Source organism: Streptomyces sp. NPDC045021, assembly GCF_056432645.1.
Window position 1 is genome coordinate 1 of sequence record NZ_JBWKIQ010000032.1, and the last position, 15,402, is coordinate 15,402.

18 protein-coding genes are annotated in these 15,402 nt (G+C 68.3%); 10 read left to right on the forward strand and 8 right to left on the reverse strand.

The window, feature by feature from the left end:
* Both AC07DC_RS41595 and AC07DC_RS41600 read right to left on the reverse strand, forming a co-directional pair.
* Positions 1-248 (reverse strand): hypothetical protein (locus tag AC07DC_RS41595; RefSeq protein ID WP_478920161.1); only part of this gene is annotated, 248 nt, incomplete at its 3' end.
* Positions 249-327: 79 nt separating this feature from the next.
* The gene (locus AC07DC_RS41600) at positions 328-684 is read right to left on the reverse strand and encodes a hypothetical protein (protein WP_478920162.1); all 357 of its coding nucleotides are present in this window, start codon (positions 682-684) and stop codon (positions 328-330) included.
* A 688-nt stretch (positions 685-1,372) separates the two neighbouring features.
* Between AC07DC_RS41600 and AC07DC_RS41605 the strand changes: the two genes are divergently transcribed.
* The 3 genes from AC07DC_RS41605 to AC07DC_RS41615 all read left to right on the forward strand — a co-directional run bounded on the left by AC07DC_RS41605 (position 1,373) and on the right by AC07DC_RS41615 (position 2,892).
* Positions 1,373-1,963 carry a hypothetical protein gene (locus AC07DC_RS41605; RefSeq protein WP_478920163.1) on the forward strand — a complete coding sequence of 197 codons (591 nt, stop codon included), beginning with the start codon at positions 1,373-1,375 and terminating at the stop codon, positions 1,961-1,963.
* A gap of 303 nt (positions 1,964-2,266) precedes the next feature.
* The gene (locus tag AC07DC_RS41610) at positions 2,267-2,455 is read left to right on the forward strand and encodes a hypothetical protein (RefSeq protein WP_478920164.1); all 189 of its coding nucleotides are present in this window, start codon (positions 2,267-2,269) and stop codon (positions 2,453-2,455) included.
* Positions 2,456-2,697: 242 nt separating this feature from the next.
* Entirely contained in the window at positions 2,698-2,892 is a 195-nt protein-coding gene (locus AC07DC_RS41615; RefSeq protein WP_478920165.1) for a hypothetical protein, read from the forward strand.
* Positions 2,893-2,958: 66 nt separating this feature from the next.
* On the opposite strand, the gene AC07DC_RS41620 is transcribed toward AC07DC_RS41615, so the two are convergent.
* Positions 2,959-3,372 (reverse strand): DUF6262 family protein, encoded by a 414-nt coding sequence (locus AC07DC_RS41620; protein ID WP_478920167.1) that lies wholly within the window; start codon positions 3,370-3,372, stop codon positions 2,959-2,961.
* Between the two features lie 189 nt (positions 3,373-3,561).
* Here AC07DC_RS41620 and AC07DC_RS41625 point away from each other — a divergent pair, with 189 nt between their 5' ends.
* Positions 3,562-3,696, forward strand: a complete 135-nt coding sequence (locus AC07DC_RS41625; RefSeq protein WP_478920168.1) for a hypothetical protein — start codon at positions 3,562-3,564, stop codon at positions 3,694-3,696.
* A gap of 94 nt (positions 3,697-3,790) precedes the next feature.
* Here the strand turns inward: AC07DC_RS41625 and AC07DC_RS41630 are convergent, their stop codons facing one another.
* The 4 genes from AC07DC_RS41630 to AC07DC_RS41645 all read right to left on the reverse strand — a co-directional run bounded on the left by AC07DC_RS41630 (position 3,791) and on the right by AC07DC_RS41645 (position 7,215).
* On the reverse strand, positions 3,791-4,378 hold the full coding sequence (locus AC07DC_RS41630; protein WP_478920169.1) for a hypothetical protein: 588 nt from the start codon (positions 4,376-4,378) through the stop codon (positions 3,791-3,793).
* Positions 4,375-5,184, reverse strand: coding sequence for a hypothetical protein (locus AC07DC_RS41635; protein ID WP_478920170.1), 810 nt, complete (start codon positions 5,182-5,184; stop codon positions 4,375-4,377). Before AC07DC_RS41635 ends, AC07DC_RS41630 begins: the two co-directional genes overlap by 4 nt.
* Positions 5,185-5,508: 324 nt before the next feature.
* Complete coding sequence (locus AC07DC_RS41640) at positions 5,509-6,099, reverse strand: HD domain-containing protein (protein ID WP_478920172.1); 591 nt, start codon at positions 6,097-6,099, stop codon at positions 5,509-5,511.
* A 21-nt stretch (positions 6,100-6,120) separates the two neighbouring features.
* Positions 6,121-7,215 carry a helix-turn-helix domain-containing protein gene (locus tag AC07DC_RS41645; protein WP_478920173.1) on the reverse strand — a complete coding sequence of 365 codons (1,095 nt, stop codon included), beginning with the start codon at positions 7,213-7,215 and terminating at the stop codon, positions 6,121-6,123.
* Positions 7,216-7,625: 410 nt separating this feature from the next.
* Between AC07DC_RS41645 and AC07DC_RS41650 the strand changes: the two genes are divergently transcribed.
* The 5 genes from AC07DC_RS41650 to AC07DC_RS41670 all read left to right on the forward strand — a co-directional run bounded on the left by AC07DC_RS41650 (position 7,626) and on the right by AC07DC_RS41670 (position 13,165).
* Positions 7,626-8,882 (forward strand): hypothetical protein, encoded by a 1,257-nt coding sequence (locus AC07DC_RS41650; protein WP_478920174.1) that lies wholly within the window; start codon positions 7,626-7,628, stop codon positions 8,880-8,882.
* A 78-nt stretch (positions 8,883-8,960) separates the two neighbouring features.
* Entirely contained in the window at positions 8,961-10,253 is a 1,293-nt protein-coding gene (locus AC07DC_RS41655) for an aminotransferase class III-fold pyridoxal phosphate-dependent enzyme (RefSeq protein ID WP_478920175.1), read from the forward strand.
* A 164-nt stretch (positions 10,254-10,417) separates the two neighbouring features.
* Positions 10,418-11,740 carry a UDP-glucose dehydrogenase family protein gene (locus tag AC07DC_RS41660; RefSeq protein ID WP_478920176.1) on the forward strand — a complete coding sequence of 441 codons (1,323 nt, stop codon included), beginning with the start codon at positions 10,418-10,420 and terminating at the stop codon, positions 11,738-11,740.
* Positions 11,741-11,753: 13 nt separating this feature from the next.
* The gene (locus AC07DC_RS41665) at positions 11,754-12,215 is read left to right on the forward strand and encodes an N-acetyltransferase family protein (RefSeq protein WP_478920177.1); all 462 of its coding nucleotides are present in this window, start codon (positions 11,754-11,756) and stop codon (positions 12,213-12,215) included.
* 101 nt (positions 12,216-12,316) lie between these two features.
* Positions 12,317-13,165 carry an SDR family oxidoreductase gene (locus tag AC07DC_RS41670; protein WP_478920179.1) on the forward strand — a complete coding sequence of 283 codons (849 nt, stop codon included), beginning with the start codon at positions 12,317-12,319 and terminating at the stop codon, positions 13,163-13,165.
* Between the two features lie 204 nt (positions 13,166-13,369).
* On the opposite strand, the gene AC07DC_RS41675 is transcribed toward AC07DC_RS41670, so the two are convergent.
* Positions 13,370-13,513, reverse strand: a complete 144-nt coding sequence (locus AC07DC_RS41675; RefSeq protein ID WP_478920180.1) for a hypothetical protein — start codon at positions 13,511-13,513, stop codon at positions 13,370-13,372.
* A 414-nt stretch (positions 13,514-13,927) separates the two neighbouring features.
* Here AC07DC_RS41675 and AC07DC_RS41680 point away from each other — a divergent pair, with 414 nt between their 5' ends.
* Positions 13,928-14,809 carry a hypothetical protein gene (locus tag AC07DC_RS41680; protein ID WP_478920181.1) on the forward strand — a complete coding sequence of 294 codons (882 nt, stop codon included), beginning with the start codon at positions 13,928-13,930 and terminating at the stop codon, positions 14,807-14,809.
* The last annotated feature ends 593 nt before the right edge of the window (positions 14,810-15,402 follow it).

Sequence of the window (15,402 nt, forward strand, 5' to 3'; positions counted from 1 at the left end):
CACCTGGCCGACACGGGCACGGGCGACGGACGCTCCTCACGGAGACCCCTGCGAGCGCCCAGATGGCTTGACCAAAGACATAGGGGCACCCCCCCGCGCAGGGAGATGACGGCCTGACCGACGTCCAGGAGCAGGTGGTACTTCTCGCCGCCCTTGGCCAGACGGGCGTCGACCTGTTGTGGGGTGAGACCGCCGCGGCCGGCGAGCGCGACGGCCAGGGTGTCCTCCTTGGCACGGCGCGCCGTCAAGGTATTCGAATTGAAAGCCGGTCAAGATGCCTGGGAGTCCTCGGCTCAGCCTTCGCCAGTCATGGCAATGGTCGCCGGACTACTCGAAAATGACGAAGAACCCGCCGTATCCGATTCCCAAGTTCCCGGAATCTCTACGGCCGATCACGGCGGCATCCTGGAAGCCCGGCTCGCATTCGACATGCGCTCCGTTCTGATCTCTGGTTAGGGCGCCGGTGAGGTTCGGGCCGGCGGTGTACAAGATTGGCCCAAAGGGCCCGTCGTCGGGATGCGCGATTGAACACGCGACAACCGCCATAGGCGTGAACTCAAGCTTGAAACAGTACGCTCCGAATGCAACCGTTTGGCCATTGGCTTTGGCCTTTCTCATGCCAACGACGCCCTGTGAGGCGACAAGGTTGCCTGGGTTATCAACTCGGGCGAAGCCGCGTGCCATGGTGAGATTTCCTTCGGTAGCTCGTCGTGAAACGCATTCGGACTTTGAGGTGCACGTCATGTCGGGCGTCGACACGACCTCCGGAATGGTGTTGCCAGGTGGGGGATGTCCGTCTAGCCGCGCGTATCGTGAGTAGGAGCTGGCGGCCGCAGTTTGGGTGCCGTTTGGGTTACCTGGTAGCTGATGAGCGGGCGGGCTGCCTTCCGGCTCTTGCGGAAAAGGGTCCGGGTCATCGCCGACGCAGGTGCGCAGGATCGGGATCGCCCGCACCGTCCGCCTTAGGTCGTAGCTCTGCAAGCCATCAGTTCCCATCGTCGGCTCGATTCACAGGATGGCAACTGGGAGCAGGCGCCCTTCGGCCCGCAGCTACCGAGGAACGCTCACCCCTGCTTGGTGCCGAGTGCGCCGGAGCCCGTCCGGCGCTCCTGAGAGGCCAAGGGGACAGGCAGATGTCAGCATGTGCATCATGAGGTCTCCTACGTTGGCGGCGATGATCGCGGTTACTTTCGCGCTCCTGTGCGGCTGTGGCGATGAAGGGCCAGATAGCGGCAGTAGCCCGACGGTGACGCCTGCGACCAACCCTCCTGCTCAGCTGGGTAACTGTCCTGAATCCGAGCCGACTCCCGGAGCTTTCACACACGGTCTGGATGGCATCATCTCGGTATGCACCACAGAAGATGGAATGAGGATGCGTATTCACAACTCCACAGGGAATGTGCTGCTACTTGAGGCAACGCGAGGGGAAATCGAGCGTCAGCGCTCGGATCCGACTGACTTCGGCGACTTCCTTGCTCGGACGGCACTTCCCGAGGATTCGGATGCGCGGAAAACCTACGTCCCGGCACTGTCGGACGCGATCGTCATTTCGAGTGATGGCCCGGCGCAGGCGAATGTAAAAGTCGATTACCTCGTGAGCGGTGAGACGCAGGTGGCCAAGCAGATCGGGGCGTATATGGCGAAATACGTCACCAGTCCGTCGCAGCGATTGCAGGATACGGCACGCGCCTGTATGGAATCGACCGTCACCTTGTGGCGAGAGCTCTTTAATAAGCTGCCCACGTCGGATGAAGTCATTGATGCTGCAGTTTCTGGACCTGGCCAGTGCCGATCGCTCGTCGCACTCGTCCAGGAGGAGGCCCCCAACCCCGAAGCGTCCGAAAATGACGGCGCACATGTGCTGGTCAAGTTCGGTAAAAGCTTGGGGTCGAGCGAGTGGCAGGAGCAGCTGAAGACGATTCTGCGAGCTGGTCTCGTTCAGCTCCATGGAAGGATCCCATAATTCCTTGGCGGAGCACGTCGGTCTGCTGGTACCAGCTCCGGATCTAGCGAGTACTGGCCGCACCCGCGGTAGCCCCCTGAGCGTTCAGCCGGAACGAGGGATTGTGCTCACCACTGACACTCGATCTGGCCGAGGGCGGCTGGACGTCCGCCGCGGCCCCGGCGGCACATCCGTCACTCGGAGGACGGTCCTGACCTTGAACGATGCGTACTGCCGTTGCATCGTCCTACGAAGGAGCGACCGATAGGCCCCTGGGGGGCGCTGCCGGATCCGGTGTGTACGCGAGGTGCGACGAACCCGGCCGTGACACAGGCGACCATCAAGAGCACGATCTGCAAGATCGGTTACACCGCCACGATCCGGCCGCCGTCCTCGATCACAGCCAAGGAGAAGACTGGATCAATCCTGGCATATTCCTCCACGGGCAACCCGCGCGACGACGAGTACGACCACTTCCTATCCGGCGTTGCCGCGGTGACGAGGCCGGTTTGAGCTGGTGCCTGCGTCAGCGGCATGCCGCTCACATAGGCGGACTGAAGAGTCGGCGAAGCACGCTAAGGTCACAAGATCGTCTCTGTCAGTGGGAACTGGCCTGGACCTGGCAAGATGCCTAGGTGCATATATCCAGGGTTGTGGGCTGCGCTGGCCTGCTGGTCGCGCTCGTAGCGTGTGGTAGTTCTGAGCGTGCTGCCCCAGCCTCGAGGGACACAGCGCGCGTGGAGGCGACGGCTTCGATGGATCCGAACTCGATCAGTGTTCTGGTGACCTTCGTCGGCGGCCCAGCCGACGGCCGGACTGAGCAGTTGCCCCTTCCTCAGGCAGCGGGAAAGGTCACCGTCTCGGTTGTGACCTATGAGGGCAACCACGTCCCGCCGGGGGAAGTAAAAGACACGCCGGAAGGATTGGCCCAGGTCATGCGGCCTGTCTGAAGTGGTTGACTCCGCGTGATCTTCCACCGCCGACGCCACAGTATTGGCGAGACGAAACCGGCTCTTTCAGTCGCCTGCTTGCGTCTCCAACTTGCGTCGCAATGTGAGCAGCTCGCCGTGTGCCGCAGCTAAGGCGGCTTGCAGTTCTGCTTGCTCCGCTCGATGTTTGCGTTGCTCGGTGACGATCTGCTGGGTGAGTCGGCGGATCAGGGTGCTGGCGGCGGCTTGGGAGTCGGTGTCGTGTCCTGCATCGCTTGAAGTGGCGTTGCGTCGTGCGCGGCGGAGTTCTTCGACTTGGGGGCGGAGGGTGGGGTGTCGGTAGATGAAGTCGGTGGACACTCCGGCCGTCCGGGCGATGGAGGCGACGCTCACGGGCTGCTGCGACGCGCGGGCCTGTCGCAGTGCTTTCTCGACGGCGGTCTCGGCTTGCTTGTGACGGTGTTCGGTGGCCTTCGCGAGAGCCTCGATGCTGCGGCTCATGGCCCCTCCTGGGCCTCGTTGTCGAAGTCCTGTTGAAGGCGTTTTTGCGGGGCGCCGGCCCCGCGGACGGCCGTGGTGGTGCCGTCGCTGTGGCGGGTGCGTTCGTCCCTCGAGTTCGGAGGAGACCCCAACGACGCAAGGAACCTCTGGCCTGAGCCAGCCTCCCCAGGACACAAGCCAGGAAGCGGAGTGTCGAACCCGAAGGACGCCGTGGAGAACAAGCTCCACGCCGCAATCTGCTCCGGCAAGGTGACCCTCACCGCCGCGCAAGAAGCCGTCGTGACGGACGGGACCACCGCGCTGACCACCCTCCGCATCAGCTGACCACACCGGTGCCGAGTACAGATCCCACGTCGCTGTCATGCTCCTGCGCCTGCAACGGCCGGTTCCGTGGTCCCATCGGACCAGTCATGTGCCTTCACGCGGCGGCGAGGACCTGCTGGGAGCGGTGCAGGAAGGAGCTGACTTTGGTGTCTTTGGACCAGGGTTGGAGTTCGTGGTTGAGGGAGCGGAGGTAGCCGTGGGCTCGGGTGGAGCGGACTCGGCCGAGGATGGTGACGGCGCGGTCGCCCATGTCGAGGCCGAGGTCGAGTTCGTTGGCTTGTAGGTGGGCGGAGGCGACGACTGCGGCGCGGATACCGACGGCTCGGGTGAAGACTCCGGAGGGCATCACGGCGGCCTGGGTGTCCCAGCGCAGTGCGGCTTGGGGCTTGCCGAGGTCGCGGTGGATTTCGGTGGCATCGGCGCTGATCCGGGCGTGGGTGAGGTAGGCGATCCACTGGGGGTCGCGTGTGCCGGGGCGGATCGAGTCGAGCAGTCGTTCGCATGCTGTCAGTGCGGTGGCGGCTGCGCGGGCGTCACCGGCTTTGCCGTGGGCGCTGGCCTCGGCGAGTTTGATGAAGGCCAGAACCCGGGGTGCCGCCGAGTGGCGGGCGCGGTCGTAGGCTCCTTGGGCCATGTCGATCGCTTCCTGGGGGTAGCCACGGAGCAGGGCCTGCAGGCTCATGGTGGCCAGGGTGTAGGCCCCGGCCTCGACGGACCCGGCGGCCCGGCCAGGCGCAGGGACTGGATGAAGTCGCGTTGGGCGACCTGGTGGTGGCCCATGTCGAAGGCCGACCATGCGGCGACGCGGGAGAGTTCGGAGACTGCGGTGAACAGCTCGCGGCCGATCTGCTCGGTGTAGGTGCAGCGCAGGAGTGGGGCGGCCTGCTGGCGCAGGCAGTCGGCCACGGCGTTCGCCTTCCAGTTGCCGCCGCCGAATTTGGAGTCCCAGCGGCGGGCCTCTTCTGCGGCTTCCCACAGGTCGGCCAGGTCGGCGCGCCCGACACGGCGTTCGTCGGGGCGGCGGCTGATCTGGGCGGCGGGGCCGGGGTCGGCGGGGGTGGCGAGCCAGCGGGTGGTCGGGGTCGCGAACGCGCCGATCGCGAACGACGTGCTGTGTAGGAAGGTTCGGCGGTCCACGGTGCTCCAGTGCTCGGCGGCAGCTCGCAGGGCGAGGTCAGGGTCTCGCGGGAAATCCAAGCCGACTTCCTGCTCTGGCGCGGACACCGCACTCATCCCCATCTCGGCGACGGTGACGGGCCGTCCCAGGCATTCGCCCAGCGCAACGGCTAAAAAAGAAGGGGCTGGAGCACGGGGGATCATCGCCCGGACGGTCCAGTTCGCAACACTCGTATGGGTGTAAGAGCAAGCAACGCCCTGCGCGGCGGCCAGCTCATTGACCCGGTAGGCCAGACGCGCGCTGCTGGCACCGCTGGCCTTGATGAGGCGAAGAAGCGCCGTGTTGGGGCCCTTGGCCCGGATGCTCGCCACGCTGCGCCCCTTCCTCGCCTCCCGGTGTGTCCGGTGGGCCGGCTCCCGGAGGTGAGCTCGCTCAGACCGGGGGCATCGAGCGTAGGCCCAACCGCCCGCGCTGTGGATGGTGTTCGTGATTGTGAGCCCCCCTTGTGGGCCCTGTCCGCAGCGGCGGTCCGGGTATTGGGTGGGCCCTGCCGGGGATCTCCCGGATGCTGCGGGCCTGCTTCTCACCGAGGAGATGCACTCTTGACGTCAATCCCTGACCTGCCGGCCCGGCCGTCCGCGGCGGCCGCGAGCAGGTTCGTGCGGCGCCCCTACCAAGAGCGGGCCGCCCGGTACCTATCCGAGCAGGGTGCGCTGCCACTGGGCTGGATCCATCGTGGCGGCGGCGTCCGCCAGGCTGCGGGCGGAGCCGGTCTTCAGCGCGGCCCTGCACCTTTCGATCTTGCCGTCAGTGGGGTAGCCGATTGCCCGGTATTCCAGCGCCCGGTAGAGGCAGTCCAGCTTGTCGGCGTCGCGGGCACATTTGGCTTCGGGTGTCTCACCGGCTTCGAATTCCGCGACGGCCGCCATCACGGCGTTCCCGACGGCCGCGTGTGTGCCGACCACCTGGTCGGCGGTCACCTTGCGCGGGTCGGCGGTCGTGACATATCGGCGGGTGACCGGCGTGTGATCGCCGATACGGGTCTCGTGGAGGTCGTGAAGCGCGCACAGCAGGGCGGTGCGGGCGGGGTCGGCACCCTCCATCGCTGCGAGCGCGACGCCGATAAGGGTGGTGCGGTGGCTGTGCTCGGCGACGGTCTCGGTGGCAGAGACGGGAACGCCGTCGTAGGCCCATCCGGTGCGTGGCTGGTTGCGCAGGGCGCCGGCTTCGAAGAGCAGGGCGGCCGTGGCGGCGATCTCGGTGGCGCTGGAGGGCTGTTCGGTCACGTGGCTACTCCTGGTGGCGCGTCATTTCGTGTGCTGGAGACGGTAGTGGACCGATTCGAGGTCGCGCCGCGATATCGGGGACAGGAGCTGGGCGTCGAGGAGTCCGGCGGCTCGCTCCTGCAGATGTCGGGTGGCGGCGGGGTCGGCCAGCGGCAGCCAGGGGTGGAGGCGGAGCAGGGTATGGAGGGAGTGGACGTACAGGTCGACGGTGCCGGGCGCGTCGTGGAGCGAGCCGACCAGCTGCTGGAACAGGTGCTGGGCATTCCACGCGGCCGGATCCGGCCGGTGCAGGAACCCGTCGTCGGGTTGGGTGGGCGGCATGGAGCCCAGCCAATAGCCCCAGTACGCGAGGTTGGCGAGCTCGCTGTGCTGGTCGCCGGCCATAGCGTCGACGAAGTCGTGCAGGGGGGTCGGGTCGCCCTGGCGGGCGGCGACCGTCGCGGCGGTGCGGGCCTCGATCCACCGCGGGGTGTAGTCGCGCAGGGCCAGGGCCGGGCGCATGGTGCGCAGCGCCTGCGCCGCCCAGTCCTCGGCGTCGGGGGCCGGGTCGTAGGACGCGAGGTACAGGCTCTGGCGGCGCAGGAGCAGTGTGCGTTCCCCTGCTCGGTCTGCGCTTTCTGCGGCCTGGCGCAGGTGGGTGAAGAAGTCGGCCCGGTCGGCGGCCGCGAGCTGGGGTCCGGCGGGGGCGGGGCCGCGGCGCGGTCGGGTGGCGCGGATGCGCAGGGCGGGCGGGGCGATGCCGCGCACCGCCCAGGCCACCAGATGCGCGGTCTCGCGGGACTGTACCCAGCCCGCAAGGGGGTGGGCGGCGGGGTCGCTCGGAGGGCGCTGAGCGGCGGTGAGGATCCGGTCGGCGTCCAGCGCGGCGTCCAGCCATCCGAGCAGGGCTCCGTCGGCCCTCATGGAGGACAGGATGCGGCGCAGCTGCAGCAGGTCCGTCGTGCGGACGTTGCCGAGCGGTCGCCGCCCGCTCTCCCAGCCCTGAAGGGTGCCGAGGTCGATGCCCAGATGCTCAGCCAGGGCGGTCTGCGGGAGGGGGATGCTCTCGCGCAGCATTCTCAGGACGAACCCCGAGACCACGCCGACCTCCGCCCGGCTTCGGCTCCCGTTCCCCATGGCGATTCCTTCCGGTCGACCCGGCCTGTGCCCCGTGCCCGCCGGCGCGGGCCAACCCGTACTGGTAGTGAGTCCTCATCAGAACGGGTTCTTTCTAGGCTAGTTCTGCAAGTCGGGCTGCGATTGCGGTTCGGGAGCATCGGCCGTCGTGCGAGCGGAACACCACCACCCGTCGCGCTCGTGGTGCTCTCAAAGCGTCACCGTCGCGGTCCTCCCTCAGACTCCCGCCCCGGCCTTCGCCCGGCAACGCCCTGCCCACCTTGTGGCGCATGCACGGGGCGGGTTCCACCTTCCAGCCGGGCACATCCACGCGACCGCACATCCGACAACCTCCCGTGCTGCAGCGGAATGGCAGCCGCGCCGGGCCGGGAAGCACGCACTACTCCAACGCCGCTCACTAGGAGGACGAGATGTTCCTGCCCTATCCCGTGATCGAACAACTCGATGACGCCCAGGTGGCCACCTGGGAGAAGCACTTTGCCGGCGCCGGACATGAACGGCCCCGGGCGATCGAGGAGGGTATCTGGCGCCGGACGCAGGACCCGGCGAACGCCGTGCAGTCCGGCTGGTCCCAGGACGAGCAGGGCCGCCGCCGCGTCGTGCACTACCGCTACCGGTACGACCTCGACTACACGTTCCCGGTCCCGCGGCTCGTTCTCGCGGATCTGTACCTATACACGTCGGTCCTCGCGCCGAAGGCGGAGATCGACGAGTACCGCAGCAACGTGCGCTCCTGGCTCATCGAGGGCGGCTGGCGACAGGTGGACGACACCATGTGGTCGAAGGGTGACCTGCGGGTCACCGTCACCCCGTACGACAGCCATCCGCAGGACGAGCGAGCTTCGCGGCAGACGCCGGCCGGGTTCTGCTCGTTCGACGTGGTGTTCGTCTCCGAAGACTTCACGGTGACGCGCACCGTGCGCCAGATGCCGTGGAACGTCCTGGCGGGCGGCATCCGCATCAGGGACGAGCGCGGCAACCCCACCTACGCCGACGACCTGAGCGAGCTGGCCAACTACCTGCCGTTCCAGGTCGAGATCGGCTGCGGCACGAGCGTCGAGGCCGGCGTGCCGCCGCTGCACTTCCTGCACCAGGCATACCGGGTCACCGAGCGGACCGACAACGTCATGAAGCAGACGCACCCGTTCGTCTTAAGCCCGCGGAAGGACAGCCTCGTTCGGGAGATGCTGCTCGACGCCACGGCGAAGGCGGACGAGCTGGTCACGATGTTCCGGGCGAGCTTCCTCGCCAAGCCGACGGCCGCGCACCACGCGCTCAAGGCCCTGCACGGCGCCGGACACTTTGTCGGTCCCGTGCTGCAGCACAATTTCGACCTGCTCGCCGCGCGGGCCGGGCTCGACGAGTTCTTCGTGCGCCGCTACGACCAGAAGGTCCCGCCGGTCGTGTTCCACCCCCAGGCGAAGGCGCTTCTGGTCGTGGGCCTGCACGCGGACCGTCGCTCGGTCCAGAAGCGGGCCCGCGAGCGCGGCATGAAGATCTTCTTCATCGACACCGAGGGACTGGAGGAGTTCGGCCAGTACATGCCCTACCCGCTGGAGGGCGCGCAGGAGGGTGACGTGATCGTGCAGGCCGAGGCCATCCCCACGCTCGTTGCGCTGTGCCGCCGGCTCGGTGTGAACGCGCCCGTACCCGTCCCGGCCGGCTGACCGGAACGGTTCTCCGGGGCCGCGCACGCGCACGTGCGCGACCCCATCCCGCGAGCACACCTTTGAAGGGACTCCCCAGTGGATTCGTACGCGCAGAACCGTGAGCGGCTGCTGACGTCGACCAGGCCCATGCCGGACTTCGAGGTTGTGGGGTCGCACGGTCCGTGGCTGCACCGCGCCGGCGGTACCCGGATCTTCGACGGGTCGAGCGGTCTGCTGTGCACCAACGTGGGCCAGAGCAGCCCCAAGGTCCATGCCCGGATCGAGGAGCAGTTCTTCCGCAACACTTTCGGGGGAGCCGCTGTCGTCCAGCCGCACATCCAAATGGAGCTGATGGACCGCGTGTGCCGCGCGGTGGGCCGTCCGGACGACTCCGTCGCGCTGACCACGTGCGGGACGCTCGGCGTCGAGGTAGCCGTGGGCCTGGCGCGGAACATCACCCGGGTACGCGATGGGAAGCGCCGCGGGGACATCCTGACCTCGACCTTGAGCTACCACGGGATGTCGGCGCTGACCCTCGCGCTCGCCGGCAACCACGCCCGCCGGCCGCGCCCGCAGGACGCGCTCGATCTCGGCCCCAGCTTCCCAGCGCCCTACCCGCCGACGCACGCCCACCAGGACCGCGACTGCGACGCCTCGTGCGCCGACACGATCGCGCGGGAGATCGACCGCCGCGGGCCGGAGAACGTCGCCGCGGTGCTGATCGAGCCCATCAACGGGACCACGGGCGGCGCTTTCGTGCCGCCCGACGGATACCTCCAGCGGGTCTCGCAGGTCTGCGCCGAGCGGGACGTCCTGGTGATCCACGACGAGGTACTGACCGGGATGTGGCGCACCGGGACACCCCTGGCCAGCCACCACTGGGACGGCTGCGCGCCCGACATGGTGATCCTGTCCAAGGGGCTGGGAGCCGGATACACGAGCGTCGGCGCGGTGCTGGTCTCCCCAGGGGTAGCCCGGTGGATCCGGCACGAGGACGCCGACCCGCTGCCCGCGATGGGCACCATGGCCACCCACCCCCTCATGGCTGCCGCGTGCCTGGGCGTCCTCGACGAGCTGGAGGCGATGGACTTCACCGCGTTCGCAGCACGCGGGGAGCGCCTCGGGCAGGCCATAAAGGCTCTGAACGGCGTCGGGCCGGCGCGGGACATCCGCGGGCGCGGCTTCCTCTACGGGGTGGAGGTCGCCCCGGGACAGCTCTGGCCCGTGATGAAGGCCGCGGAGGAAAGGGGCGTGTTCTTCTATCCGTTCACCGGCGCCGGAGAGCCCAAGAGCGAAGGGCTCGTCGTCGCACCCCCGCTGACATCGACGGACGACGACATCGCGTTCCTGACCACCGCCCTGTCCAGCGCACTGAACGCCGTGAGCTGAACCACCGGCCAGCACCAAGGATGGTGCCGCGACCGGACCCGAACCACCCGATCGAACACCACAACGAACAATCGAACGACCGAATTGGACCCAGCCCGCCAACCGATAGCGTCTGGGAGCGCACCAATTTCGGTGGACCCCCGACCAGACAAGGACGACCTGCAATGCGTGTTTCCGTGATCGGCTGCGGTCACCTCGGCATCCCGCACGCTGCGGCGATGGCCGAACTCGGCCACGAGGTCATCGGCGTAGACGTCGACCAGGCCAAGGTCGATCGACTCAACGCCGGCGAATGCCCCATCTACGAGGCCGGCCTGCCAGAACTGCTCGCCCGCCACACCCAGAGCGGACGCCTGCGCTTCACCACCGCCATTCACGAAGCCGCCGACTTCGCCGAGCTGCACTTCATCGGCGTCGGCACCCCCATCGACGCCGACGGCCGCTCCTACGACACCGCACAGGTCTTCGGCGCAATCCGCCAACTCGCCCCCCTCCTCACGCAGGCGTGCACCATCGTCGGGAAATCGACCGTCAGCGTCGGGACCACCACCCAGGTCACCGCCCTCGCCCAGCGGCTCGCCCCGGCCGGGGAGAGCGTGGAAGTCGTGTGGAACCCGGAGTTCCTGCGCGAGGGCCACGCCGTCGAGGACACCCTGCGCCCGGACCGCCTCATCGCCGGCGTCACCACCGCCGAGGGCGAGAAGGCCATCCGCGCCGTGTACGCCGGGATCATCGACGCGGGCGTGCCGATCTTCATCACCGACCAGCAGACCGCCGAGCTGGCCAAGGGCGCCGCGAACACCTTCCTCGGCCTCAAAATCTCGTACATCAACGCCGTCGCCGACATGTGCGAGGCCGCGGGCGGCGACGTCTCAAAGATCGTGGACATCCTCGGCATCGACCCCCGGATCGGCGCCGGCGGCATGCGGCCCGGCATCGGCTACGGCGGTGGCTGCCTCCCCAAGGACATCCGAGCCTTCACCGCCTCCGCCCAGCAACTCGGCGCCGAATCGGCTGCGGCCCTCCTGCGCGCCGCCGAGGAGATCAACGACAGCCGCACCGACGTGGCCCTCGGCCTCATCACCCGCACCCTGGGCGACCGCCCCATTAAGGGGGCCAGGGTCACCGTGTGGGGGGCGGCGTTCAAGCCCGGCACCAACGACGTCAGGGAGAGCCCAGCCCTCGCGCTCGCTCAGGCTCTCCAGCAGGCCGGCGCCACCGTCACCGTGCACGACCCGCAGGCCGTGCCCACGGCGATGGTCCGCAACCCGGAGCTGGACTACACCGACGACCTGGCAGCCTCCCTCGATGGCGCCGACCTCGTCGTCCTGGCCACCGAATGGCCCGAGTACCAGCAGGCCGACCCCCAGGCGCTGATCGGCCGCCCGGCCAACCCCCTGCTGGTCGACTGCCGTACCACCCTCGATCCCGAGCCGTGGCGCTCGGCGGGCTGGACCATGCACCAACTCGGACGGTCAGGGAAGTAGACGAGGCCGCGCTATGAGCAACGACGACGTCCTCCTGCGCCGAGCCCGACCCGCCGACGCGCGCGCGGCCGCCGACGTGTGGCTGCGCTCCTACGCCGCGGCGCTGCCGACCGTGCGCTGCGCCCACGACGCAGCGGACGTGCGGAACTGGTTCGCCCGCATGCTCGTGCCGCAGTACGAGACCTGGGTGGCCGTCGCAGCGGGCAGCGTGGTGGGGCTCTTGGTACTCAACGGCAGCGAGCTGAAGCAGCTCTACCTCGAACCGGGATGGCGCGGGCGAAGCCTTGGCGACCGCCTCATGGCCCTGGCCAAAGATCAGCGGCCGGACGGGCTGTCGCTGTGGACCTTCCAGGTCAACCGACCGGCCCGGCGCTTCTACCAACGGCACGGCTTCACCGAGGCCGAGCGCACAGACGGGCAACGTAACGACGAGCGCGAGCCGGACGTCCGCTACGTCTGGCAGCCCCAGCCATAGTCCGCCCAACCCGCCCGACTCGCTGGCGCGGCAACAAGGCGGTCACCGGCACACCAGGTGACCGCTTTCGCCGTGGAGCCCGCAGGACTACCGTTACCGTCATGACAATGCTGATCGTTGGCGGCAGCGGCTTTCTGGGGTCCGAGTTGGTCCGGCAGGCGAGAGCGGCCGGGCACCCGACCGTCGCGACGTACGCGACCGAGCCGGGCACCGCCTCCCCCGGCGCGTGGTGCCCCCTCGATCTGCGGGACGCGGCACGCCTGGACGCCGTCATGGACGAGGTGAATCCGCGTGTGGTCATCAACGCATCGAGTGGCCGGGCGGACTGGGCAATCACGGCGGAAGGCCCTCTCCAGCTTGCGATCGTCGCAGCGAAGCACGGAACTCGCATGATCCACATGTCTACGGACGCGGTGTTCTCCGGCGCCGGCCGCACGTACTACGACGAGTCCTGTCTCCCGGATCCCATCACTCCGTACGGCGCAGCCAAGGCCGCGGCGGAGACCGGGATCCTCGCAGTGCACCCGAAAGCCTTGGTCGCCCGTACGTCGCTCATCATCGGCCACGGGCGCTCCGTGCATGAGCGCCTGGTCCACCGACTCGCCGCCGACCCTTCCGGTGGCGCTCTGTTCACCGACGACATTCGCTGCCCGGTCCATGTCTCGGACCTGGCGGCTGCCGTTTTGGAACTAGCGTCGGGCGGCGCAACGGGCATTCACCATCTCGCGGGGCCTGACGCCCTGAGCCGCCACGAACTCGGGGTACTCATCGCCAAGCGCGACGGTCTCGCCGCCTTCCGCCTGCCGGCGAGCCTGCGGGCGGACAGCACCGTTCCCGGCGCTCTCGACGTACGCCTCGACAGCCAGGCGACCCAGCGGATCCTGCAGACCACACTGCGCGGCGCTCGCCAGTTCCTACGACGCAGCGACGCAACCGATCCGCTGACCTGACGGCAGGCGGATTCAGTGCAGCACCTGCCGGGTGGCCGACGTCGCCGGCCGCCGAACCGGACCCACTTGCGATCTACCTACCTGCACCGAGCGCTTGCGCGCAGTCCTCGCGGAACGATTGCAGTAATGCGCTGGGCATCCGCTGGTGGTCCGTCATCCGCTCTTCGCGCCCGCTTGCGAAAGCCCCGAACGGGTCAACGATGGTCACGGGTAATCGGGGACACGCGCGGCCGCGATGGTGCTGTCGAGCAACTGCTCGCGGAGTTGATCCGCGATCTCGGCCGACGCGCGCACCGCGCGGATGAGCTCATTGAGGGGCGGCGCGGCTGCGCCCAGTATTTGCTCCACGTCGTCCAGCAGGCGCAGCGCTGGTCGGCCAGCACCTCCAGAGCTACTTGCTCGCCCGGGGTGAGTCTGTCCAGGTCTTTGGCCGTGAGCACGCTCATCAACCGGTCGATCGGCTGTGAGGATGCGTTGAGTTCCGTGATTGCAGCGCAGTGCTCCGGCAGGTCTTCCGTCATGGCACGCACAACGTCGCCCGGCGCCACCTGGTCACGGTGCCGGGAAGGCGTCGGTGCCGGTGGCGACACGCCGTCGGGACAGGGTCGAGATCGCGCATCCGATGCACGGGACAGCCGTGGAGTGCCGCAGTGCGCCGACGTGCCCGTACTGGCACAGTTCGCCCCATCAACGGCGTCCCTGGATCGGACCCCGGCCCGTACGGATCGGCGCCGTATGGAGGGACGGAGAGAAGTGCAATCGGTGGACCTGGATGACGTCGCTGCGCAGCTGTACAGGCTGCGGCCGGAGGAGTTCATTGCCGCGCGAAACGAACGCGCTGCCGCTGCTAAGGAGGCCGGTGACCGGGAACTGGCCGGACAGATCACCGCGCTGCGCCGCCCCGCCCTGTCGGCCTGGGCGAGCAACCTGCTCGTGCGTGAGCACCCCGACGAGGTGGAACCGTTGGTCACGCTCGGAGACCAGATGCGCCAAGCCCACCAAGACCTGAACGGCGAGCAGCTGCGCGAGCTGGGCCATCAGCAGCGCCAGCTGGTCGCAGCCCTTGCGCGCCAGGCCCGGCAGCTGGCCGCCCAGGCCGGACACCGGCTCGGTGACGATGCCCAGCGGGAGATCGAGGAAACATTGCAGGCGGTCCTGGCCAGCCCCGAAGCCGCCCAGGCATGGGCTGGCGGCCGCCTGGTCAAACCGTTGACCAGACCTGCCGGATTTCCCGGTGTGGCACCCGGCGCCACACCCACACCGCTCAAGCCGGCCGTCGCCGACAAACGTGCCGCCTCCCGGCCCAAGGCTGACGCCGCACACGACCGTCGTCAGCAGCAGCTGGATCAGGCGCGCCAGGAGGCGCAGCAGGCTGCCGAGGTGCTGCGTAGTTGGCAAGAAGAGGCCGACGACGCCGCGCGCGACGTTGAGGACGCGGCGAAGGCGGCAGCGGACGTGAAGGGACGGGCTGCCGACCTGGCCGCGCAGCTGAAGCAGGCGCAGGAAGAGCAGAGCCAGGCGAGCGACCGTGAGCGGCAGGCCAAGGACAGAGCGCGCGAGGCGGACCGAAAGCTGCGCGAGGCCCGAAGCCGCACCCAGCGCGCGGATGCACGCGTGGAGCGATTGTCCGACGATGACCGATAGGCATCCAGGTGAGGACGGCCCGATGGGCGAGCGATCTGAAGATGTGCTTGGACGTTCGGCCGACCTCCGCCGGCCGCAGGTTGGTTGCCTGATCCGGCCAGGCCAGGAGACAGCAGATCAGGAGTAGCGGGAGGGTCCGAAGCGCGCTCCCACGCAGTGTCCCGTCCCGCTGAAGCCGCTGACCCCAGCCCAGCTCGTCATTGATCGGTACACCAGAGGAACGATCTAGTGATCAGGAAGAAACTGCCTGATCACCGTGGTGGCCGTCTATCCGACCACAACCAGCCTCGAAGTCTTCGCCTCCATCCGGTTCCCGATCGGGGGAACCGGATCGGACCACCGCCCAGACCGACGACATCGACGGACGGAGGTTCACCCGGGAAACTCCACGCCTACACCCGTCCCCACATCACAGACGCCACGTTTCAGCAGGTCACAGCTTTCCGTCGGTTGCCCTCACCAAGTAGATCGGTGAGGGCACCGGTCTGGGCCCTGGTGACCCGTCTCAGCGAAGTCTGAGCGTTCTCACCGAAGGCTGAGCGCCGCCCTACCGGGCGTGGGCCGCCGTGGCCGCCACGGCGGTCTGGATCTCC